The sequence below is a fragment of the Microbulbifer sp. HZ11 genome, assembly GCF_000708675.1.
Taxonomy (GTDB): domain Bacteria; phylum Pseudomonadota; class Gammaproteobacteria; order Pseudomonadales; family Cellvibrionaceae; genus Microbulbifer.
Genome location: NZ_JELR01000002.1, coordinates 244,174 through 267,387, shown reverse-complemented (window position 1 = coordinate 267,387; position 23,214 = coordinate 244,174). Strand labels below are relative to the sequence as shown.

The 23,214-nt window shown below is 53.4% G+C and carries 17 protein-coding genes; 12 read left to right on the top strand and 5 right to left on the bottom strand.

Features of this window, described 5'->3' with window-relative positions; all coding sequences use genetic code 11:
* The first annotated feature begins 25 nt into the window (after window positions 1-25).
* The 12 genes from AU11_RS08925 (at window position 26) to AU11_RS08865 (ending at window position 17,212) form a co-directional block, all read left to right on the top strand.
* A complete protein-coding gene (locus AU11_RS08925) occupies window positions 26-1,258 on the top strand; it encodes a glycosyltransferase family 4 protein (RefSeq protein ID WP_043318823.1) in 1,233 nt (410 codons plus the stop codon).
* Between the two features lie 28 nt (window positions 1,259-1,286).
* Complete coding sequence (locus AU11_RS18300) at window positions 1,287-2,135, top strand: sulfotransferase (RefSeq protein ID WP_156035244.1); 849 nt, start codon at window positions 1,287-1,289, stop codon at window positions 2,133-2,135.
* Between the two features lies 1 nt (window position 2,136).
* Entirely contained in the window at window positions 2,137-3,285 is a 1,149-nt protein-coding gene (locus AU11_RS18075) for a polysaccharide pyruvyl transferase family protein (protein WP_197023811.1), read from the top strand.
* Between the two features lie 282 nt (window positions 3,286-3,567).
* Entirely contained in the window at window positions 3,568-5,625 is a 2,058-nt protein-coding gene (locus AU11_RS08905) for a glycosyltransferase (protein ID WP_156035242.1), read from the top strand.
* Entirely contained in the window at window positions 5,622-6,716 is a 1,095-nt protein-coding gene (locus AU11_RS08900) for a sulfotransferase family 2 domain-containing protein (RefSeq protein ID WP_043318817.1), read from the top strand. Before AU11_RS08905 ends, AU11_RS08900 begins: the two co-directional genes overlap by 4 nt.
* A 315-nt stretch (window positions 6,717-7,031) precedes the next feature.
* On the top strand, window positions 7,032-8,990 hold the full coding sequence (locus tag AU11_RS08895; RefSeq protein WP_231492007.1) for a glycosyltransferase: 1,959 nt from the start codon (window positions 7,032-7,034) through the stop codon (window positions 8,988-8,990).
* A 60-nt stretch (window positions 8,991-9,050) separates the two neighbouring features.
* Window positions 9,051-9,515, top strand: a complete 465-nt coding sequence (locus AU11_RS08890; protein WP_043318815.1) for an MBL fold metallo-hydrolase — start codon at window positions 9,051-9,053, stop codon at window positions 9,513-9,515.
* Window positions 9,516-9,553: 38 nt separating this feature from the next.
* Window positions 9,554-10,549, top strand: a complete 996-nt coding sequence (locus AU11_RS08885; protein WP_231491778.1) for a glycosyltransferase family 1 protein — start codon at window positions 9,554-9,556, stop codon at window positions 10,547-10,549.
* A complete protein-coding gene (locus AU11_RS08880) occupies window positions 10,540-12,609 on the top strand; it encodes a capsular polysaccharide biosynthesis protein (protein ID WP_043318813.1) in 2,070 nt (689 codons plus the stop codon). Before AU11_RS08885 ends, AU11_RS08880 begins: the two co-directional genes overlap by 10 nt.
* A gap of 73 nt (window positions 12,610-12,682) precedes the next feature.
* Complete coding sequence (locus AU11_RS08875) at window positions 12,683-13,714, top strand: phytanoyl-CoA dioxygenase family protein (RefSeq protein ID WP_051687113.1); 1,032 nt, start codon at window positions 12,683-12,685, stop codon at window positions 13,712-13,714.
* Between the two features lie 194 nt (window positions 13,715-13,908).
* Window positions 13,909-15,159: a capsule biosynthesis protein gene (locus tag AU11_RS08870; protein WP_081848031.1), complete on the top strand. Its 1,251-nt coding sequence runs from the start codon at window positions 13,909-13,911 to the stop codon at window positions 15,157-15,159.
* Between the two features lie 292 nt (window positions 15,160-15,451).
* Entirely contained in the window at window positions 15,452-17,212 is a 1,761-nt protein-coding gene (locus tag AU11_RS08865; protein ID WP_043320279.1) for a DEAD/DEAH box helicase, read from the top strand.
* A 730-nt stretch (window positions 17,213-17,942) separates the two neighbouring features.
* On the opposite strand, the gene AU11_RS08860 is transcribed toward AU11_RS08865, so the two are convergent.
* From AU11_RS08860 to pepQ, 5 genes are all read right to left on the bottom strand, one after another.
* Complete coding sequence (locus tag AU11_RS08860; RefSeq protein WP_043318811.1) at window positions 17,943-18,491, bottom strand: cytochrome b; 549 nt, start codon at window positions 18,489-18,491, stop codon at window positions 17,943-17,945.
* Between the two features lie 31 nt (window positions 18,492-18,522).
* The gene (locus tag AU11_RS08855) at window positions 18,523-19,455 is read right to left on the bottom strand and encodes a LysR family transcriptional regulator (protein ID WP_043318810.1); all 933 of its coding nucleotides are present in this window, start codon (window positions 19,453-19,455) and stop codon (window positions 18,523-18,525) included.
* A 108-nt stretch (window positions 19,456-19,563) separates the two neighbouring features.
* Window positions 19,564-20,442 carry a hypothetical protein gene (locus AU11_RS18295; RefSeq protein ID WP_156035240.1) on the bottom strand — a complete coding sequence of 293 codons (879 nt, stop codon included), beginning with the start codon at window positions 20,440-20,442 and terminating at the stop codon, window positions 19,564-19,566.
* Entirely contained in the window at window positions 20,442-21,707 is a 1,266-nt protein-coding gene (locus AU11_RS08845) for a hypothetical protein (protein ID WP_043318806.1), read from the bottom strand. The genes AU11_RS18295 and AU11_RS08845 overlap by 1 nt, the downstream gene beginning before the upstream one ends.
* A gap of 140 nt (window positions 21,708-21,847) precedes the next feature.
* A complete protein-coding gene (gene pepQ / locus AU11_RS08840) occupies window positions 21,848-23,158 on the bottom strand; it encodes a Xaa-Pro dipeptidase (protein ID WP_043318804.1) in 1,311 nt (436 codons plus the stop codon).
* Window positions 23,159-23,214: the final 56 nt, after the last annotated feature.

Genomic DNA, 23,214 nt, shown 5'->3' with positions numbered 1-23,214 from the left:
CCGTATAAAGTAATAGGCAATACCAATGTCGGAACAAAAAATTCTGATCGTGTCCCATGGGCACCCAGATCATAGCAAGGGCGGCGCGGAAGTGGCCGCCTATAATCTATTTAAAGAATATGAACGGCAGGGGCTGGATACAATTTTCCTCGCCCGCACAGACCAGCCTTCCCATGGTGGCTCGGCCTTCTCGACCATCAACTCTGATCGTGAGATTCTTTTTCATACTCATATGTCAGATTTCTTTCTGTTTCAGTCAGGAAACAAGAAGCATATCTGGCAGGATTTCCGTGATCTATTGGAGAAGTACCGCCCAACCGTCGTTCACCTACACCACTACATTCACATGGGCTTGGAGATGATTCGGGAGGTGAAAAATACGCTGCCGGATACGCGAATCATTGTCACCCTGCATGAATATCTGGCAATTTGCGCGAATAACGGCCAGATGGTGAAGCCGGGTAAGCAGATGAAGCTCTGTTACAAGTCCTCCCCTACGGATTGTGCGCGCTGCTTCCCCGAGCGATCCGCGGCGGACTTTTTCCTGCGTGAAAAGTATATCAAGTCGATCTTTGAACTGGTGGACAAGTTTATTTCGCCCAGCCACTTCCTGATTGACCGTTACAAACAGTGGGGTATCCCGGAAGAAAAAATGGTCATGATCGAGAATGGCCAGCCGGAAGTGAAAGCGCCGGCACCACGCCCGCTAGCAGAGGGGGAAGTGCGCGGACGCTTTGCTTTTTTCGGTCAGATAAACCCGTTCAAAGGCGTAGACGTGATGCTGGAGGCGTTTAACCTACTGCCGGACGACATCAAGGGAAAAGTCCATTTGGATATTCATGGGGCGAATCTGGAAATCCAGACCCCCGAGTTCCAGGAGAAGATCAATAAACTTCTGGACGATCTTGGCGATCTGGTAACCCTGCATGGCTCCTACGAATCACATGAGATCGGTCGATTAATGGAGCAGGCAGACTGGGTAATTATTCCCTCTGTATGGTGGGAGAATTCACCGATGGTTATTCAGGAGGCGTATAACCATGGGCGGCCTTTGATTGCCAGTGATATTGGTGGGATGGTCGAGAAAATTAAAGATTCAGTCAATGGGATACACTTTCGGGCTCGAGGAGCGACCTCATTGTCAGCTAAAATCGCTAGTGACACCTTGGATCCAGAATTCTGGTCAAGTATCAGCGCGAAAATTAAGCCGCCCCTATCCGTAAGCAAGTGCGCCAATTTACATTTAGATATTTATTGATAAACATCGAACTATAAGAAGTTTTTTTATGATTACTCCCATTATGCTACGTAGTTTCGGCCGCTCAGGGTCTACCTTATTGATGCAAGTCTTGGGGACATCTAGCAACGTCATTTTTGATAGAGAATACCCTTTTGAGAAGAGACACCTTACTTATCTTCATCGGGTAGCCAAGGTTGCTTCTGCTGAGGCGGAGAATGGGGATGACTGGAATCCGGATACGCTTTTCGATCGTAACCTTAAAAGAGTCGGTCCTATTCCATATGTTGATACGTCGATTGTTGATCGATCAAAGCTTCGCACGGATTACTTGCTTCGATTATGGAATGGGTTTTCTTCTCAGGTTATATCGAAAGCAGCTGGAAGTGTTGATCCAAGTCGTCCATTATATTATGCAGAGAAAGTTGTTCATGATATTTGCGAAGACGTGAATCAAACACTGGAAGCAAAGAATATATTCTTGCTTCGTGATCCTCGTGATGAATTTTTATCAATTAAAAGTTTTAATCATAAGCGTGGCTTTAAAGGGTTTGGGTGGCAGGAGAATGATTCTGATGAGAGTTACGCATTAAGACTTTGTGATATGCGGAAAACATTTATGAGGCATGTCTCTAACCTTAAATCGGATCATAGAAAAATTTTTATTAAATATGAGAGTTTCATGAGAGATCCCTTTAGATTTACTGATGAGATTGGCGACTGGCTAGATTTGAGTTTGAACTATGGAGAGGTTTTACAGGCTAGAGACACTGTAAGTCAACATATAACCTCAGAGGCGAATTCGATTCGATGGAAAAGTGAACTCTCACCGCGTTTAAAGAAAATTTTCTCAGATAACATCGGAGAAGAGTTGAATAGCTTGGGTTATGAGGTCTAGTATGAAATCTGTCGGAATTATTGGGACTCCTGGAAGAGTTCCTGGTTTTTTCTCAAAATCTTTCGAAAGTAACTTTGGCTCAGTGGGAGGGAATACTGGAAATCTGGTTTTCCAATATGCGACTAACTCGTTAATAGATGAGAAAAAAATATTTTTTAGCTGGACTGACAGTCCTGATGAAATCAATTCTTCCTGTCGAGTTCTTGTGATTCCATGTGCGAACCAGTTGGGAGTCCATACTGATTATGTCGCTAGAAAGAAATTCTTGGAGCGACTTGATGTTCCGGTGATTGTTTTGGGGCTCGGTGCACAGGCCGGGGCAGTAGGCCCAGGCAGCGCCGCTTCTCTTGCTGAAAAAATTTCTGAGGGTACTAAGGGGTGGCTGAAGGAGATGTCACTCCGGACTCATAAAATTTTTCTGCGTGGGCCATTTACTGAGTTGGTGTGTAAAAATTTGGGTGTTGATAATGTTGAGACCTTTGGTTGTCCTTCAAACTTAATATCTAAAGAGCGTAATCTGGGGCACGTTTTCTATAAGAACGTAAAATCTTGTAATCCTCGTCGTATTGTTTTGAATCTTGGAGTCTACTCTAGAGGTAAGAATAACTATTTGGATGTCGTAAACCTTGAGCGAAATATAATTGAGAGTTCTAAGGTTGAATATGTGGGTTCTGTTGCACAAGCTCCGAAGGATTTATTGGAATACTGTGAAGGTGGGCGAGAAGTTTTTGATCGATTGAGTGATGTTTTTTCGGGATACGATTATAGTCCAAGGGTTTCTAGTTTTTACGAAATTGATTCTTGGCGGCATTATTTAAAAGGTTTCGATGCCTCTGTTGGGACTAGGATCCATGGTTCCATACTTTCTTTGCAGTGCGCGCAGCCTACGGTGCTCATTTCGCATGATTCACGTACTGAGGAACTGTCATCGTTGATGGAGTTGCCAAGGATTAGGTTGTCTGACTGCTTGCGCGAAGAAAAAGGCGTCGGGATTAAAGAGCTGTTTTCTGGTATGCAGTTTGATCCGGAGCTTTATACGAAGCAGCGCAGAAGAATGGCGCAACAGTTGTGTGAACTTTTTCTGCATTATGATGTGTCGCCGTCCGTACATCTTAGCAGAATTGCTGAAAGTGACGTGCAAGGCGTATAGCGGCAATTAACGGGATGTTTGTGATTGATAGAGTATGCCACCGTTGGATTTAATTAATATTGGCAAATTTCTGTGAGACTTTTTTCCTACTTTCACTGTTGCTTGAATTGTTGGGTCAATCGTCGCCAGTGGTGCAAGCTGCTTTCATTACAGGATTGTTGTTTTGTCGATGTGGGCTGGAGGTGCGAAGGGGCAGATCCAGCCTTGAGCGTGATTCCCTGTTCGGGGTTGTTACCACGTGGTTGGTATATCCTCGAAATTCATGCGGATGCTGATTCAAGGGTGCTCCCCAGCAAACTGTACGTAGATTACGGCTACGGTTTTAACGAGGTGGAGTCATTCTCTCTGGCAATTGAGTCAGGTCAACTGGCCAAGCGAGTTTGCTATTTCCCAACCCGAGCCCGAGCTTTGCGTTTTGACCCCTGTGATTTCCCCGCAGTAGTCCAGATTCATGATTTTGTGCTAGCCAAGGTGACCCGTGGATTCGCGGTGCGTAGCATGGCGCGCAAGCTGGTCAATAGCGGCCTGGTTGAGTCTGTTCCTGCAGCCAAAGCCTTGGGCTGGGAGACGTTGTGGCGCCAGTATAATGAACTCTTTGTCAGGCGTTCTCTCACGGCATACGAGGCGCAACAGGCGTATGAGAAAGCACTATTTGCCCAGCCCAAGGTAAAGCGACGATTCGATGGGCTGTCACACAAACCGCTTTTTTCAGTGGTCGTACCGGTTTTCAATCCACCCATTCGGCACCTGCAATCCTGTCTGGACTCCGTGCTTGCCCAGTCTTATCCACACTGGCAGTTATGTATTGCGGATGATGCCTCTACGGATCCTGCCGTTGCAGAGACGTTGAAACGATACGCGGCGAAAGATCGTCGTATCCAGTTTGTGCAGCGGACGGAGAACGGCCATATCTGCGCGGCCAGCAATTCTGCACTGTCTCTCGCTGAGGGCGAGTTTGTGGTGCTGCTGGATCATGACGATTGCCTGTTTAAGCACGCGCTATTGGAGGTGGCCTGTGCGACAGAGCAGAATCCCGATGCGGATATATTTTACTCCGACGAGGACTTTATCGATGAATCGGGTCGGCGCTTTGCACCCCATTACAAGCCCGACTGGAATCCGGCACTGCTATTGTCGCATAACTATGTGACCCACCTTGCGGTGTACCGGCGCTCTCTGATCATGGCTGTTGGCGGTTTTCGTGAGGGGGTTGGAGTGGAAGGCGCCCAGGATTACGATCTGTTGTTGCGTTGCTCTGCACGCGTACAGGCTCATCAGATTGTGCATATCCCGCGGGTGCTTTATCACTGGCGAGCCCACGCAGGGTCTACGGCGCTCAGCTCGGGGGAAAAGTCTTATACCTCTGTAGCCGGAAAAAGAGCACTGCAGGACTATCTGGATGCGGTAGGCATCGATGCAAGGGCTGAACTAACCGATGATGACAACCTGTATAAAGTAAGTTATCCACTGGTTGGGGCTCCTCTTGTTAGCTTGCTGATCCCGACTCGGGATATGTTGCCTGTAGTGCGAGCCTGCGTGGATTCTATTCTCGAACGGTCTAGTTATCGCAATTTCGAAATTCTGATTCTTGATAACCAGAGTGAAGAGCCGAAAACCTTGGCGTGGTTCCAAGAAATCCAGCAGCGGGATTCGCGGGTGCGAGTACTGCGTTACGATTATCCGTTCAATTATTCAGCAATCAATAATTTTGGCGCTGTGCACGCGAGGGGAGAGATTCTCGGGCTGGTCAATAATGATGTGGAAGTCATTACCCCGGAGTGGATCGAAGAGTTAGTGTCCCTGGCACAACAGCCGGGTAACGGTTGTATTGGGGCTCTATTGTACTATCCGGACGATACCGTGCAGCATGCGGGTGTGATTCTCGGGCTGGGTGGTTATGCGGCCCATTCCCATCGCGGTTCACCGCGGGGTAGCCCGGGATATTTCAACCGCCTGAAGGTGCGCCAGAACCTGAGTGCGGTGACGGGTGCATGTCTATTTATTCGTAAGTCCGTATATGAAGAGGTAAGTGGTTTGGACGAAGCCTATACCGTGGCGTATAACGACGTGGACTTCTGCCTCAGAGTCCAGGCGGCAGGGTACTTGAACGTATTCACCCCCTTCGCTGAGCTTTACCACCATGAAAGCAAGTCTCGCGGACAGGAAGACACCCCGGAAAAAGTTGCCCGCTTTGACCTGGAAAAGGCGCGTTTGATGGAGCGGTGGGGATCACTTTTACAGTATGATCCGTTTTACAATCCTAATTTGACTCGCGCTCGGGAAGACTTCTCTTTGGCAGGGCAAGAGGAAATATCAGTAACTGAGTCTGCAGTGGTATGAAGTTTTTTAATCGCACGGCCAGTGTTGTACAACCCAGTCCTGCTGAAAACGCGCTTTTTGAGGGCGCGGTGGATAATCAGTGGGGCCCTGTGGTTCGTGGGTGGGCCAAGCCGGTAAATAGCACATCGCCAGCCCTGGTAGAGATAAACGCGGATGGCGAGAAGTATTTTCTCGAGGCTTCAGAGTTCCGCGATGACTTGCAAAGGTGTGGAATACATCCCACCGGTGAATGCGGTTTTTCTTTGAATCTAGGACGTAGATTGAAGGTGCCCGCTCAGGTCGCTGTATATTCGATGCTGGGGCATTTGGGGGCGAGTCGCCCGGCATTTGTGAATAAACCAATATTTTTCATGCATATTGCCAAAACGGCAGGTAGTTCGGTGAATGAATTTTTTATCGACCACTTCGGCCGCGAAAGGTCGGCAATGCATATTGAGTCTGTGACAGACGTCACTACACTTGCACAACATCAATTTATTTCTGGCCATATTGGCGTTGAACGGTTCGAGCGAGATTTTGAGTGGGGCAAGTTTTATACCGCGACCATATTGAGAGAGCCGGTTCAACAGTTGGTTTCCCATCTGAATTGGGTTCGCCATTTGTCCGAGCCCGAGCGTGCTGATTTTTTGCAAGGCCACCCGAGAATTGTGCGTGAAATTTCTGAGCGACTTCAGCAGGTAGATTTCTCGTGCCCCGAAGCGATGAGCCGGTTTGTGGCGGAACTTCGTCCAGCAGAGAGACCGCTGTTTGATAATTGCCAGTGCCGTTATTTTTTCAGTATTCCTGCTGGGCAGCCTTATAATGAAGATGCATTCGATCAGGCGGAAGCGAACCTGATGCGATTCGATTTTGTAGGGCTTACTGAAAACTTCGAGGCAGCAATCCGGTTTCTCAGTGCCAAGGCGGGGATTGTGAAATCCTGGGAACGTTCGCCTAAAGTGAATGTTAATGGGTACGATTATGGCTTCGATCGACAGAATCGTGACTTGATAAACGCGGTTTCTCCACTTATCCGGTTTGATCAGGCGCTTTACCATCGCGCATCTGAACGAAGCCAGGCATTGCTCGAGTCAGGCCCAGAGGCTCTTTGAGGTAATCCATTGAGCGCATATTTTCGCTTTTTCCGGTCGTTAACCCGGCGGCTCCCCCGTTCCTTACTTCCGCTACCTTCTGGTAAACCCGAAGGTCGGCAGTACTTCCAGTGGCAGGGGCGCCTCCCTGGTAAAGGCTGGTATATGTTTGAATTCCAGCTTGCGGATACCCGCTGGGCGCAGCATGTAATATTGCGGGTGGATTGCGGCGAGGGTTTTGATCCTGCGCTTGCGGTTTCACTCCCTGTTATGCGAGGCAAAGTATCCAAGCGGATCTGCTACTTTCCTGCGCAGGTTTGCGCTGTACAGTTGGAAGTGATTGCCGGGAGGGAGGCCACCGCCGGCGAGTTGCCCCTGGTGCCTGATTTAGCGGTTGCCCATTGCTGTTTAGCCTGGTTGGCCCCCTATTTTGCCCAAGATCGATTGTGCCAGCGCCTGATCAATATGCACCGGAAATTTCGCGGTTTTAGTAGCCGTAGGGTTCGCAGCGCTCTGAAACAGGAGGCTGCATCCAAAAGGCAAAGCTGGCGCTCTGTCGCATTGCGTCGTTATGGTGAGACATTTCATAAACGCTGCCCGGTGACCGGGTATACAGAATGGCTCGCTCAGGTGGAACCTGGCGCAATGCCCGATTCAGGTGAGCTCGTCGCCTTTTTGGCTGATCAGAGAGCTCCCGTTGAGTTTGTGATGCGCCTGCGGATTACGCCGCAGAACGTGGCCGGAGCCTTGCCAGCGGTTCGCTCGATTCAGGCGCAGACGTATCCAAACTGGCGGCTGATTGTAGAGATTGCGTCAGAGCTTGAGACGGCCACTCATCCTGTGGTCGCGAGCATTAACACCCTGGCCGGCGAGGATTCACGTCTGAGAGTCGTCTCTGGTGACATACCGCAATTATACGCGGATCAACGCACTACTGTTACGCGTTATTTCTCGGAGTTACCAGCTTCGGGTCGGTTGAGTGTTCACGCACTGTACTTTGCGGCCGAGTCGGTTATGCGGCAGCCCGATTGCAGAATAGTGTATTCCGATAGTGACCACCTGAATTCCGTCGGTGGGCGTGAGTCGCCATTGTTCAAGCCCGGTTGGAACCCCGATTTATTACTGGCTTACAACTATGTGGGACAGTGGTGCTTTTTCCGGTGGGATTTGTTGCAGCAGCTGGGCTGTGAATTCCCTGCAGGGGAGAATGTAACGAATTACGATAGCCTGTTGCGCTGTCGTGACACGGTACCAGCAGAAGTCATTTCCCATATTCCACAGGTTCTGTATCACCAGAAGCAGCTTCCGGACTCTGAACAGCAACAGTTGAATGATGCCGAGCGTCGATGCCTGACAAGTTATTTGCAATCATTATCTGGTGGAAACGTGCCGGTGTTGCAGGAGGCCTGGCAGTCGCCGTCACTTCCCGGGGCGGCCATTACACGGTGCCGCTGGCCGCTGCCGCAACCTGCGCCGCTGGTGAGCCTGTTGATTCCTACCCGGGATGGTGTGGATATTCTACGCCAGTGTGTGAGTTCGATTTTGGAGAAGACCCGATATCCGAACTACGAGGTTCTGATTCTGGATAACCAGAGCCGCTGTGCGGATACCTTGGCCTATTTTGCGGCCGTTCAAAAAGATAAGCGGGTTCAGGTGCACCGCTGGAACCATCCCTTTAATTACTCTGCTATCAATAATTTTGGTGCGACGCTTGCGCGGGGCTCTATCCTAGGGCTCGTTAATAACGATATCGAGGTGATCACCCCGGACTGGCTGTGTGAAATGGTTTCTCATACCTGCCGCGCAGAGATCGGTTGCGTTGGTGCCAAGCTGTATTACGGCAATGATACGGTGCAGCATGGCGGGGTTATTTTGGGTATTGGTGGTACGGCAGGGCATAGTCACAAGTACGTGCTGCGGGATGCCGCGGGTTACATGGCCCGTTTGCAGGTAGTACAGAATCTGTCGGCGGTAACTGGTGCCTGTCTGTTATTGCGCAAATCCGTGTTTGAAGAAGTCGGTGGGCTGAACGAGAAAAACCTTGCCGTTGCCTACAACGATGTAGATTTGTGCCTGAAGGTTCGCGAAGCCGGCTACCGCAATTTATGGACGCCGTTTGCGGAGTTGTACCACCACGAATCGGTCTCGCGCGGTGCAGATGATACCGCCGCTAAGCGCCGTCGCGCTGAGCGTGAAGCGCAATACATGCGCCAGCGATGGGGAGAGCAACTGGACAACGATCCTGCGTATAACCCAAACCTTACCCTGATTCACGAGGATTTTTCCCTGGCGTGATCCACGGCTCCCTATCAGGTAAGCTTGCTTTTCCAAAATAATGACCAAAAGGATTTGGCCATGTCCGAAATTGCAACGCCTTGTACGTCGTCCACAAGCCTCAATTCCCCCGGCCATATTACCCACCACGGTGCCGCAACCGGTGTGACCGGGTCCTGTCATCAACTGTTTGCCGATGCGCACAATTCCGTACTGATCGATTGCGGTTTATTTCAGGGCGCGGAGACGTCACCTGGCGGCCGGGGGCAGCACGGTCTGCATATTGAGTTTGATATCAGCACTGTGCGGGCGCTGGTGGTAACCCATGTACATATTGATCACGTGGGGCGGATTCCCTATCTGATCGCGGCGGGTTTTCGCGGGCCAATTTATCGCTCTGAGCCTTCGGCGGAGCTGTTGCCTCTGGTACTCGAAGACGCCCTGAAGATCGGCTTTACCCAGGACCGGGCGCTGATCGAGCAGGAGGGGCTGGCAGAATGTGTAGTCGTTCCCGGAGCGGGCACTTCGCGGTGCGATTCGGCATAATTGGCAATTGTTCGATTCAGATTTGAAGACTTAGTATTTTGAACGCCAATCACAACGCGCAGACTCTTCAGCGCATCCGGCTGCCGGAAGGTCGCTGGGTGGTCGTGGAGGAGGGGGCAAATCCCTCAACGGACTACTTTCTGCGCCCTTACCTGGAAGCGCAGGGTAATACCGTCGAATATCGTTCGTTGGCGGACTTACCGGAAGCGGACCAACTACGTGACAAGCACCTGGTCTTCGTCCGCTATATGTCCGAAGGCTGGCGCCGCTTGCTTGCTACTCACCCTGACACGCCGGCGAGTGTGCACTTCTTTGTGGATGATGATCTGTTCAACTGGTCTTCCTTCGCGCGCATGCCCCTGCGCTATCAATGGAAGCTGCTGCACTTGAGTTGGCGGCACCAGCGCTGGTTGCGTGCAATGGGAGTTAACCTGTTAGTGGCCACCCCGTATCTGCAACAGCGATACGCACAGTGGCATCCGCAGTTATTGCCACCGCAAGTGCCGGTATCGCTCGCGCCTCTATTGGTGCGCAATGATGCTGCATTGTCCGACGAGGCCCCTATTACGCTGTTCTATCATGGCTCCGCGTCCCACGGTGAGGATCTCAAGTGGTTGCGCCCTGTCATTGAACAGGTTCTGTCGGCCAACGGGCAGATTGTGTTTGAGGTCATTGGTAACGCGCGGGTCAATCGGCTGTTTCAGGGGTTGCCGAGAGTGCATGTGCTGCATCCCATGAAATGGAATGCCTACCAATCCCTACTGCAACGCCCAGGGCGTACCATTGGATTGGCACCACTGCTGGACCTGCCATTTAATCGCGCCCGCGCCCACACCAAGTTTCTGGATATCACCCTGGCGGGTGGCGTGGGTGTGTATGCCGCCGGGCCGGTTTACGACGGGATCGTGCGCCACAAGGAGAATGGTTTGCTATTGCCTATGGAGCCCGCCGTCTGGGTTGAGCACATTTTGCAATTGGCGGCAGACAAGGTCGCGCGCAATGGAATGCTAAGTGAGGCCCGTTCGTGTCTTTAGTTGGTTTTTGCTCCCGCGGTCTCAAGCGCATCCCGTATCTGGATACCCTGCTGGACGCGTCCAGTTACTGGTTTGCCCTGCGGCCTACTCGGGGCACTACCCATATCGCCGGCTGGGGAAACAAGCCCACGGCGGCGCGCGCGCGCAAAATTGCCGCGCGGTCCGGGCTGCCATTTATCCGGCTTGAAGATGGTTTTCTGCGCTCTTTCGGGCTCGGGGTAGGCGGCGCACCCCTGCACAGCCTGGTCGTGGATCACACCGGAATTTATTACGACGCGAGCGGCCCGAGCGACCTTGAGAACCTGATCCTCGCGGCGGAGTTTTCCGAATCGGAATTGAGCCGCGCCCGTATCGGGATTGACCTGCTACGGGAACACCGTCTATCAAAATATAACGGTGCACCGGATGCGTCTGTCATCTGGCCGGATGATCGGCCGCGTGTACTGGTGATTGACCAGACCTTTGGCGATGCGGCGATCACCTGCGGCGCTGCAGATTCGTCGACCTTCACCCGTATGCTCGAGGCGGCGATTGCTGAAAACCCTCGTGCAGAGGTGGTCGTGAAGGTGCACCCGGACGTGATTGCCGGCCATAAACGTGGATACCTGCTGGATGCGGCGCGTACGCACAATTGCCGGGTGTGGTCGCAGGATATCAATCCCTGGGCGTTACTGGATGCGGTAGACCGGGTCTACGTGGTAACCAGCCAGTTTGGTTTCGATGCATTGCTGGCCGGCAAACCGGTACGTTGCTTTGGCCTGCCTTTTTTTGCCGGTTGGGGCCTTACTGAAGACGCACAGAAATGCCCGCGGCGAGGCCAGCGCCGCTCTCTGGAGCAGGTGTTTGCCGCGGCCTACCTACGCTATTGCCGGTATATCAACCCCTACACCGGCCAACGCTGCTCTCTGGAAGAGACAGTCCGACTACTGGCAGAACAGGTGTGCCGACATCGCCTGTTGGCCGGCCCCTGGCTCGGACTTGGTTTTTCGCCCTGGAAGCGAAAGTTCGTGCCGGATTTTCTTGGCCGCCCGGGTCAGATGCATTTTGTTGGTGGCGATGCGAATTCTGTTCCCGACCAGGAACCCGGTACCCGGGCCGTGGTTTGGGCCAGTGGGTTACGCAATGCCCAGAGAGAGGTGTGTGCAAAATTCAGGTTGCCCTTATGGCAATTGGAGGACGGCTTTTTACGCTCCGTGGGCCTGGGATCTGATCTGGTGCGGCCGCTCTCGTTGGTGTTGGATAGCCGGGGCATCTATTACGATGCATCCCGATCGTCTGATCTGGAATCAATCCTGCGCGATTCAGAAATAACGCCGGAATTTTGCGCTCGTGCGGCAGCCCTGCGCGAGCAAATGGTGAGCCTGCAGCTCAGCAAATACAATCTCGCCGGCCAGACCGCGCCGTTGGCGCTGCCGGGAAATTGCACCACCATTCTTGTGCCCGGGCAGGTAGAGAGCGATGCGTCTATCGCGAAGGGGTCTCCCTGGTTGAAGAGTAATCGCCAATTATTGACCCAGGTGCGCCGCTCGAACCCGGATGCGCACATTATCTATAAGCCGCACCCGGACGTGCTGGCCGGCGGCCGGGTGGGGGAACTGGTTGCCGATACTGACGAGCTGTACGATCAGCTGCTGACAGATGTGCCCATGCCGGCAATCCTTGAACAGGTGGACGAGGTGCATACGCTGTGTTCTCTGAGCGGATTTGAGGCGTTGCTTCGGGGAGTAAAAGTGGTCACTTACGGGTTGCCATTTTATGCCGGTTGGGGGCTGACAGAGGACCGGTTGCTGGGTGATGGTGTGGATGCGGTGCCCGATGGCCTGTTGCAGCTTGCAGCAGTGCGCCGTTGCATGAAGGTGCGAGGCCGCAAACGCACGCTCGATGAGCTGGTAGCGGCCACTCTGATTCTGTACCCCACTTATGTGGACCCGAAAAGTGGCGATATTGTAGATACTGAAACCGCTGTACAGATCTTGGAGGCGCAGCGCACCAGATCTTGTCCGCCTGGTTGGGAGCGCGGACTCTACCGGTTGGTGCGCAATCGCTTCTTTAAACGATGAGATTTTAATAACACTGAAGGAGCCGAGGCGGTTGTGTACCGGGAAGCAGCGGCGTCGGGGGATTGGGGGGCTCGTGGGTTCGAAATCTGTTAAAAAGCTTTATCTGCTACCCAAGTGGTTGCTGGAGTTGGTGTCTTGGGGGAAGAGCTTTAAGCACAACCCGATTATTGGCAGCTACTGGCTGAACCGGTGCGGGTTGCATGTGGGGCGCGTTGTGGTGGCGCACCTGCTGTTCCGCTTTCGTCTTTTTATACTGTCGCCGTTGGTGCCGGCGGCGGACCGTCGTCAATTCCGCAAACACGGTTTTATTCTGAAGCGCGACTTCCTGCCTGCCGCAGATTTTCAGCGTCTGGCGCAGGAATTGCAGGGATACGAAGGTGCTGTGCGCGAGTTTGTGGAGGGTACCACACTGACTCAGCGGCTATTTATTACTGGCGCTGAGCGTTCGAAGATGCCTGAAACGCGTGCGCTGGTTGAAAATCCAGCGCTCGATCGCCTGATGCGTTACTGCTCGTCCAAGAACCGGCGGCCGTTATATTACGTTGAGAACCTGTGTAATCAGGCCAATGTGGTACCGAGGCCCGATCCACAACGGGATATGCACGCGGATACATTTCATCCGTGTGTAAAGGGGTGGCTGTATGTTGACGGTACCGACGGCCGGAATGGCCCTTTCGTCTATGTTCCCGGGTCTCATCGTTTGAGCTGGCGACGCCTGCAATGGGAGTATCGTCAGAGTCTGGAGGCTAGTAAGCAGGGGGCCGCACGGGATCCCGCGCGATACTGGGACGGGTCCTTCCGGGTCAGTGCCACAGACCTACAGAAAATGGGATTACAGCCGAAAACATTTCATGTACCGGCAAATACGCTGGTGGTGGCCAATGTGTACGGCTTTCATTGCCGGGGTGAGGCGGCCGAACGCTCGCATCGCATGACTGTGTGGATGCAGGCACGGGACAACCCGTTTAACCCGTTGTTCACGTTGTGGCCGAAATCGACGGCGCGCGCGTTTGAGTGGGGATGGAGCAAGGTTTTGCAAAAACTGGATAGTACGCGACTCGCGAGTGGAGAGCAGCGAAGCTATAGCGGGCGATTTTCCCGATAGCTCTAACGAGCCAATTTGAAACGAGACATGTATCACACTGTAGGATATAGTTTCGCACCTTAATTATATTGCCAATGTGAAAATTAATTTTTTGTTGGCCAATAAGTATTCAGCCGTACTGTTCGCGGTTTTTACCCGCGTATTTTGAGCTCCGCTAAGTGTCGATACTTGCGTGGGGCGAATTGGGGGGGGGGATGACAGGGGTCGTATTCTTGCAGGGGCCGCACGGTCCGTTTTTTGCGCGGTGCGCCCGTTATTTCTCTGCGTGTGGCATTGCCACGCACAAGATCAATTTTAACGGCGGAGATCGGTTCTTTGCCTGGGCGGATCACCAGGTGGACTACACCGGTGGCCGCGCCAGTTGGCCAGAGTATTTTGCAGGCTACCTGCGCCAGCATGACATTCACTCGGTGGTTGTCTATGGTGATTGCCGCGAGTATCACCGCGAAGCCCGTGCAATCTGTGATCAGCTGGGGGTGGCTTTCTGGGTATTTGAGGAAGGGTACCTGCGTCCGGATTTTGTGACGTTGGAGCAGGGCGGTGTCAACGGCTTTTCTCTCACGGACTGGACGCCAGAAACTGTCCGGCGTTACCAACCCCACAACCGTAGCGCCAATGTGCATATTGGCCGCACTTTCTGGCAGCGCGCCTATTTTGCGGTCGCCTATTACATTTCTGCCAGAATCGCCCAGCGAGAATTTCCCCATTACCGCCACCACCGCCCACGAAACTGGCTTCAAGAGGGTATCTGCTGGCTGAAAAGCGGTTACCGGAAAGGCGTGTACAAACTCACTCAGCGCAAGTACCTGCGGGCTTTGACGGAGCGCCATAGCGGCGAGTTTTACCTGTACGCGCTGCAGACCCAGGATGATTTCCAGATCCGAGAGCACTCGAGTTATTCGGGGATAGAAGATTCTATTGGCGAAGTCGTCCGTTCGTTTGCTGAAGGCGCTGCCCAGAATGAACTATTGGTGATCAAGCACCACCCGATGGATCGGGGGTTTTGTCACTATGGAAGTCTGATTGAGAAGCTGGCTCGCGCCCACGGAGTTTCCGGGCGGATTGTTTACTGCCATGACCTGCATCTCCCCACCTTGCTGGATCACGCCAAGGGTCTTATCACCATAAACAGTACGGTCGGTATATCGGCGCTATTGCACGGAGTGCCAACCATCACCCTCGGCCGCGGGCTCTACGACCAGCGGGGATTGACGCATCAGGGCAAGCTCGATGACTTCTGGCAGTCTGCCCAGCCGGTGGATAATGGGTTGTTTGAGGCGTTTCGCACCTATTTGTACGAGCAGACCCAGCTGGATGGCAGCTTTTTCAGAAATCTGGACCACGCGGTCGCACTCGCCTGGGTGCGTATGTCTCCCTCTCTGGTGGCTGATATCGAAAGTGATGTCCCTGAAGTTGCCGACGAGAAAGAATACGCGGCAGCGTGACCTTAGGCTTACCCGGTCAAAAAATAAACTGGCAGTCTGCTGTCAAACTGGTAGACTGCGCAGCCTTTTGTTCCCCCAGCCCTGATGTGGCCACTAGCGGGGCAAAAGATGTATTGGGTAACAGACCTCCTCGCCACAGGCCCCTGTCTCAGAGTTGAAAAAGCTTGAAATAGCCGGTGCTATTAATGGGCTTCTTCGCCTTGCCCAGCAATCCTCCGCCGTGCGCTATGGTTACCCTTGATGGGTCCTGTGGCCCGGCCCGGCCTCCATGTATATTCAAGTGAACTCCAATATGACCGATACCCCCACGGCCACTGGTTTTGACCAGTTGGGCCTGCCCGCTGAAATTCTCGACGCTGTCACAAAACTTGGCTACGAAACCCCGTCCCCCATCCAGGCGCAGACTATTCCGTCACTCCTGGAAGGCCGCGACGTATTGGGCCAGGCACAGACAGGAACGGGCAAAACAGCGGCATTTGCGCTCCCTCTGCTGGCGAGCCTCGACCTGAAAAACAAGCGCCCCCAGGCTCTGGTACTGGCGCCAACCCGTGAACTGGCCATCCAGGTGGCGGAAGCCTGCCAGTCCTATGCGGCCAATCTGAAAGGTTTCCACGTTGCGCCGATTTACGGCGGCGCGGATTACCGCGGCCAGATCCAGCAACTGAAGCGCGGTGTGCAGCTGGTCGTGGGTACTCCCGGCCGGGTCATGGACCATATGCGCAAGGGCACCCTGGATCTGTCTAGCCTGAAGACCCTGGTGCTCGACGAAGCCGACGAAATGCTGCGTATGGGCTTTATTGACGATGTGGAGTGGGTACTGGAGCAGATCCCGGACGAGCGCCAGATTGCGCTGTTCTCCGCCACCATGCCCCGCGAGATCGCCAAGATCGCCCGCGACCACCTGGACAATCCGGTGGACGTAAAGATCAAGGTGAAAACCGAGACTGCCGATACTATCCGCCAGCGCTACTGGCCGGTGGGTGGCCTCCACAAGATGGATGCGCTGACCCGGATTCTGGAAGCCGAGCCGGTAGATGGCACCATCATTTTTGTGCGCACCAAGAACGCCACAGTGGAGATCGCCGACAAGCTCGCGGCGCGGGGTTTTGCCAGTGCTGCCCTGAACGGGGATATGGCTCAGAACCTGCGTGAGCAGGTGATTGATAAGCTGAAAAAAGGCCGCCTGGATATCGTGGTGGCCACCGACGTGGCTGCCCGTGGTCTGGATGTGAAGCGCATCAGTCACGTGATCAACTACGACATCCCCTACGATACCGAAGCCTATATTCACCGCATCGGCCGTACCGGTCGTGCCGGCCGTGAGGGTGATGCCATTCTGTTTGTGGCCCCTCGCGAGCGCCGTATGCTGCGCGTGATCGAAAAGGCCACCAAAAAGCCCATTGAGCGCCTGGAGCTGCCCACTGCGAAAGCGGTAAACGCCTCGCGCATGGAGAAATTCCGCCAGCGTATTTCCGACACGCTGCAGGGTGACGGCGACCTGGCGCCGTTCCGTGATCTGGTGGATCAGTATCTGTCTGAGAATGAAGTGGATCCGCTGGACGTGGCTGCGGCCCTTGCCGCCATGGCCCAGGGCGATCAGCCACTGTTACTGGACGAGCGCGAACCCAAACAGCGCGACTTTAATGATCGCGATGACCGCCGTGGCGACCGCGATGATCGCAAACGCAACAAGCGCGAGCGAAAGCCTTTCGACAAAGAAAAGCACGTTGGCCCGCCGGATGAAGGCAAAGAGCGCTTCCGTATCGACGTCGGCCGCGAACACGGCGTGCGTCCCGGTAGCGTGGTGGGCGCCATCGCCAACGAAGTGGATCTGGACAGCTCCTACATCGGCCGCATCGAGATCTACCCGGACTACACCACTGTGGACCTGCCGGAAGGCATGCCCAAAGAGATCTTCCAGCACCTGAAAAAAGTGCGCGTAAACGGCCGCCCGATGAATATCTCCAAGTTTGCGGAGCAGGGCGGCAGCGGTAAGGGCGGCAAGCCGCCGTTCGAGGCCAAGAAACGCAAGCCGAAAAAACCGCGGGATTAAGCCTCAAGCGTCATGCCGGCGAATGCCGGTATCCAGGGAAGCGAAGCTCCGCACTTCGAGTCATCTGGATCCCGGATCAAGTCCAGGATGACGCGCTCGCGTCATGCCGCAGGCTCCCGTCATACCGGCGAAAGCCGGTATCCAGGGAAGCGAAGCTCCGCACTTCGAGTCATCTGGATCCCGGATCAAGTCCGGGATGACGCGCTCCCGTCATGCCGCAGGCTCCCGTCATGCCGGCGAATGCCGGTATCCAGGGAAACGAAGCTCCGCACTTCGAGTCATCTGGATCCCGGATCAAGTCCGGGATGACGCGCTCCCGTCATGCCGCAGGCTCCCGTCATGCCGGCGAAAGCCGGTATCCAGGGAAGCGAAGCTCCGCACTTCGAGTCATCTGGATCCCGGATCAAGTCCGGGATGACACGCTCCCGTCATGCCGCAGGCTCCCGTCATGCCGGCGGAGGCCGGTATCCAGGGAAACGAAGCTCCGCACTTCGAATCATCTGGATCCCGGATCAAGTCCGGGATGACACGCTCCCGTCATGCCGGCGAATGCCGGTATCCAGGGAAGCGAAGCTCCGCACTTCGAGTCATCTGGGTCCCGGATCAAGTCCGGGATGACGCGCTCCCGTCATGGCGCAGGCTTCCGTCATACCGGCGAAGGCCGGTATCCAGCCAAACAAAAAGGGCACCGCTTGCGGTGCCCTTTTTGTTTATCCGAAATTCATACCTGCTATCTGGTTTTCCCAAACGGCAACATCTGCCGCAGGGTATTGTCTTTGGTGACAAAGTGATGCCACAGGGCCCCGCCGATATGAAGTACCAGTAGCACCAGTAGTGCATTCCACAAAAATTCCTTGTGGATAAATGCAAGTTGCTTGGCGAGGTCGGTGTTTTTTGCCACGAAAGACGGCAGGTCAAACAGCCAGAACAGTGGTGTATCGCGGCCGGCGAACTGCCGCATCATCAGCCCGGACAGGGGCATGCCGATCATGATGATGTACATCAGACTTTGTACAAGTAGCGATACGGGTTTCTGCAGCCCACTGCCATAGAGTGTCGGGCGCCCATGGGTGGCGCGCCAGTAGAGGCGGAACAGGCCCAGGAAGAGTACTGAAAAGCCCAGAGAGAAATGCACCACCATCCACCAGCCGCGCATGGGGTCGCCTTTCTCATAAAATTCGTGCAGCTCGACGGATGCCCAGGCAAACAGAATAAAAAAAGCAATCAGCCAGTGTAGCGTTTTGAGTGCTTTGCTCCAGCTATTGGGAGTGGAGGCCATAAACTTCCCCTTATGGTGTTCGTTTTATCGTTCAGGTTACGCCAGTGGTTGCCGCGCGCACGCCGTTGAGGTTGGCAAAGCAGGTATCTCTCGCGGTGGTGAAAAAATCCTGCAGAAATGCCTGTTCCAGCATCTCTTCGCGCACGGCTGCATAGAGTGTACTCCATAGACCACTCTTGCCCAGTCTAAGCTGTTGTACCAAACCTTTCTGTAAATATTCGTAAAGTGCCCAATTGGGGAGCGCACACACACCGCGCCCACTCACTACCAGCTGTACCATCATCACCGTCAACTCCGCTGTGCGCACCGAATGTGGTTCCACACCCGCCGGGTCGAGAAAGTTCTGAAATATATCCAGCCGTTCCCGTTCTACCGGATAGGTGATCTGCACTTCATCTTCCAGATCTTCCGGTGTGACCCACTTCTTGTCAGCAAGTGGGTGCTTGCGGCTGACAGCCAGGCACATCTCGAAACTGAACAGCGGCTCGTAGTGGATGCCTTTCAGTGAATCGTCGGGGTTACTGGTGACCACCAGATCGAGATCGCCACGGGTGAGGGCGGGTAGGGGGGCGAAGTGGAAGCCGCTGGACAGGTCGAGTTCGACCTCTGGCCAGTCGTCCCGGTAGGCGTCCAGGGTCGGCATCAGCCACTGGTAACAACTGTGACATTCGATAGCAATATTCAATCGCCCAGCCTGGCCGGAGGCGAGCCGGGCGATATCCCGCTGGGCAACAGCGACTCGGGGCAGCACTTCGTCGGCCAGCTGCAGCAGACGTAATCCGGCAGTGGTAAATTGCAGTGGGCGGGATTTACGCACGAACAGTGCCTGCTCGTGTCGCTCCTCCATCTCCCTGAACAGGTGGGACAGGGCAGACTGGGTGAGGTGCAACCGCTCAGCAGCCCGCACCATACTGCCGGTCTCCCGCAGGGTGACCAGGGCCTTCAGGTGTCGCAGTTCAATCATCTTTAGCTGGGTTCATGCTTGTTAGGGAAAACATGAAAATGATTGAATATCACGTCACCGGTAAAATCAACCCTGAAATCAACGGGCAATCTAGGAGCCCAGTAATTTCTATCCTGCCAATGCCTTTCGGCGTTCCGCGTTCAGCTCCACGATATTCAAACCGGTCTCGTCAACCGTGGCCGGCCACTTGAGGGGCGGGAAGTCTTTACTTACCGATAAGTCTGGGCAGGTTTTGCGTAACTCGGCCAGCTCCTTTTCTAGCTCTGGAGATGGAGAGAACTCTATACTGTTGATAATATTTTCAATCAGGTTTTGGGCTGGCTCAGGACTAATGATCGCATCAACTTCTTCGAATGTGCCTGCAGCAGACTGATCAAAACTAAAATGAAACATTAATATTCGGTTGGAAGATACTGGAAAACAAAAGAGTATATTCCGGCTGTCCCAGCACTCACTCTCTACTGAAAAACGGGCCGCAGGAACAGGGAATCCCCTAATTGGTTCCCAGCCAAGTGGTCCCTTGAAATCTGCAGAGCCATCTTCGGATTTCATACAACCATAGTCGGCGGTTAAATATCCAGAAATCGCAGTCTCAAAGGCTCTAGGGTGTAGAAAATTTAGATTCTTCGGCTCCTTAGCTGGGCATATCGCTGCCAAAAATAGATCTGCTCTGGCCAATTCTCCAGTAAACCAAGGTCCGAATAAAGCGTATTTTCGAGTAAGAATAGTACTAGAAGCCCACGAATCATTAAACGTATCTATTTCTGTGATCTTCAAATCTCGTAGGTCATCGTCTTTCCAGTTAGAGGTAAACTGTTCGGAATTGGGACGGAATAAGTGAATCTGCTTAGGCGCTTTAAATGAAATAGCGCTTCCCTGTAAGCGGTATTTGTAAGTCTTAGCTGACGAGAAATTAGGTCCCTTTGGAACGCAGGGTTTTCTATAATCTCGAAATTTGAACCTTGAATACTTTATGAAATCCAGCATTAGAACTTGCTCTTAATCTTATTGTGAATTCGAGGTGAAACACTTTCTGTAACCGCCATTGCGGCATCCCCAATTGATTTCATATTCTTTATATATGGTTTAGCCTGTGATAACGCCTTCAAGAACGCTCCAATCGCGGGAACGGCAGCGGCCCCCGCAACACCAACGCCGCCGGCTATAGCTCCGATATTGATTCCAGCTACTCCGGCAACAGACGTTGCGAGACCCGCTCCGGTACCCAAGAGGGCTCCCAGTTGAGCTGCATCGCCGACTGTTTGACCTATTTTGTAACCTTTTTCATGTCGGAGTCGATATACCGATGCCGAGGCTGAACCCATTACGCCAGTAATGTTGAATGTGGACACACGGCTTATTTTCCTACCTACATTCATTTTCAGCCGATGTGCGTTTTCGATAACCTTTGTTTGAGAGGTTTTAGGATCGAACAGAAATACATTATGACCTGGCAGTGTTTTTCCTTGGTCTGCTAATATTTTCAGTGCTTGGGTAAGAATTGCGGAGCCGCCTCGTTCCGCAATCCAGCTGACATTTTTTATTTTTCTCGCTTTGTACATCGAGCGAGCTAAAAGTATTGCCGACTGATGTATCTTCGTATTGTCATACGGTTTGATTGCATCTTTTAATTTGGTTAAGCCTCCGATACGTCCCAAGCCCGGGGTAAGGTGGAAGTCGAAGCCAGTCTTTCTGAGATCTCGCTCTCCTACCTCAGGGCTATAGTGGCTCGCGGCGACTCCAGGAGCGATTGTCGTGGCAGCAATATTCTGATCGGAGTACCTAGAGTCACATATTGCGACAAGCCTTCCTTCATCCTTTCGAATTTCTCCATCACTACTTTTTTTAGCGGTCCATTTCGATTTCGAATGCTTTGCGTTAAATATTCCGGCAGTTGCCTTGCTGCCTTGCAGCTCCGCATACCCAGCATCCGCCTCAAAATAGACAACCTTGAATGTATCTTTGGATTGCTTCTCCACAGTCACTTTGCACCCGGGCAGGATCATCACGAACTCTTCCTCGCCACCGCGATGCACGGGGCCGGGTTTGATAAAGATATTATCCTGGTGCAGGCGGCCAGAGGTCAGTTGGTGTAGGGCATTGACGGTGATCTGGGCCCAGTAGTTGCCCTGTTTGGCGAGGTTGCGGATTTCGTTGTAAACGGGTTCCGCTTGCGGGGTGATGGTGACCACTTTACCGGCGGATTTGCCGGCAATCACGATATTTTGTTTGACGCCTTTATTCGCAAACATGATTCAACTCCCTTTGAATATCTGAATGGGAGGAATCATATATAAGAGAATAAGGCTTGGCTATTATTCGTACGAAATTGGTACGTACGTATTGGTTGGGGTGTGGGAGCCAGCCCTGCAGGGTGGCTCCCACAGGCAGATCACTCTCCGTAGCAATCTCGCGTCATATTTTCAATCCGATCAGCGTGCACGATCACATTGTCTTCGATGCGCACACCTCCAAACGGACGCAGTTTCTCCACTTTATCCCAGTTCACTTCATCAGCCAGTTGGGACTCTTTCAGTTCCGCCAGCAGGCTGTCGATAAAGTACAGGCCGGGCTCGATGGTAAAAACCTGGTTCTCTTCGATGGTGCGCGTGGTACGGAGGAAGGGGTATTCCGCCGGTGGTGGAGTGGTGCCGCCTTCGGGAGCTGTCTGGTGGCCGCCCACGTCGTGTACCTGCAGGCCGAGGAAGTGACCCAGGCCGTGGGGCATGAAGGTGCCGGTGAGGCCGGATTCCACTGCGCTTTCGGGCGAGGTTTTGATCACGCCGAATTGTTGCAGTAGCTGGCCGATTTTGTGGTGACAGCTTTTGTGCAATTCAAGGTAGGAGGCTCCTGGTGTAAGGCCGGCAACCAGTTCCTTTTCTTTCTCGTGCATTGCGGTGACCAGGTCCCCAAACTCGCCCTCACGGTAGGCGTAGGAGCGGGTGATGTCTGCACAGTAGCCATTGCAGTCGGCACCCGCATCAATCAGGAAGCTGCGGCGTTCACTCTCTGGCAGCGGCTCAGTAGAGAGATGGGTGTAGTGCAGGATGGCACCGTGCTCGTTCAGGCCGACAATATTGCCGTAAGGCATGGTGTTCTCGCCTTGCCCGGCGGCTTTCATATACGCGAGGTTGATTTCAAACTCGCTGGCGCCAGCCCGGAATGCTGCTTCGGCCGCCTGGTGTGCGCCTACGGCGATGCGATTGGCCTCGCGCAGGCAGGCGAATTCATAGGGCGTTTTGTAGGCGCGGGCCCAGTGCAGCTGGTCGATCAGGTGCTGGGGGTTGCGCTGGCCAATTTCCCAGCCGTCAAACCGCGCTGTTTCTCCGATAAATGCGGCGTTCTCCCCGGATAGAAACGCTTTTGCCTCATCGGGCTTGGAGAGCAGTTCGATATCGTACTGATCGCTCCAGAATGTCTGGGGAGCGGGAGGGACGTAGTGCCAGAAGTCTACCGGGCGATAAAACAGGAGTTTCGGCTTTTGCCCGCGGCGATAGATCACCCAGCTGTGAGGATTGTCGGTAACCGGTACCAGAGCCTTGAACTGGGGATTTACCCGAAACGGGTAGTAGTTGTCGTCGAGGAATTGAACGGTCGGTGCACCGCTGAAGACATTCAGTGTGTCAAAGCCGCACTGTTCGAGGATATCGTCGTAGCGTTTGCAGAGTGTGGCCAAATGGTCGGCGAAGAGTTGCTTATCCATAGTTCTCCTGGTTCTATCCCCGAAGTTGTATAAAGTTTGCCCTGTATGGCAGGTAC

Bases quoted from the DNA above. Each gene is read 5' to 3' on its own strand.
- AU11_RS08860 (WP_043318811.1), bottom strand. From the start codon at position 18,491: ATGGCCTCCACTCCCAATAGCTGGAGCAAAGCACTCAAAACGCTACAC.
- AU11_RS18295 (WP_156035240.1), bottom strand. From the start codon at position 20,442: ATGCTGGATTTCATAAAGTATTCAAGGTTCAAATTTCGAGATTATAGA.
- AU11_RS08845 (WP_043318806.1), bottom strand. From the start codon at position 21,707: ATGTTTGCGAATAAAGGCGTCAAACAAAATATCGTGATTGCCGGCAAA.
- AU11_RS18300 (WP_156035244.1), top strand. From the start codon at position 1,287: ATGATTACTCCCATTATGCTACGTAGTTTCGGCCGCTCAGGGTCTACC.
- AU11_RS08870 (WP_081848031.1), top strand. From the start codon at position 13,909: ATGACAGGGGTCGTATTCTTGCAGGGGCCGCACGGTCCGTTTTTTGCG.
- AU11_RS08925 (WP_043318823.1), top strand. From the start codon at position 26: ATGTCGGAACAAAAAATTCTGATCGTGTCCCATGGGCACCCAGATCAT.
- AU11_RS18075 (WP_197023811.1), top strand. From the start codon at position 2,137: ATGAAATCTGTCGGAATTATTGGGACTCCTGGAAGAGTTCCTGGTTTT.
- AU11_RS08855 (WP_043318810.1), bottom strand. From the start codon at position 19,455: ATGATTGAACTGCGACACCTGAAGGCCCTGGTCACCCTGCGGGAGACC.
- pepQ (WP_043318804.1), bottom strand. From the start codon at position 23,158: ATGGATAAGCAACTCTTCGCCGACCATTTGGCCACACTCTGCAAACGC.
- AU11_RS08865 (WP_043320279.1), top strand. From the start codon at position 15,452: ATGACCGATACCCCCACGGCCACTGGTTTTGACCAGTTGGGCCTGCCC.
- AU11_RS08890 (WP_043318815.1), top strand. From the start codon at position 9,051: ATGTCCGAAATTGCAACGCCTTGTACGTCGTCCACAAGCCTCAATTCC.
- AU11_RS08900 (WP_043318817.1), top strand. From the start codon at position 5,622: ATGAAGTTTTTTAATCGCACGGCCAGTGTTGTACAACCCAGTCCTGCT.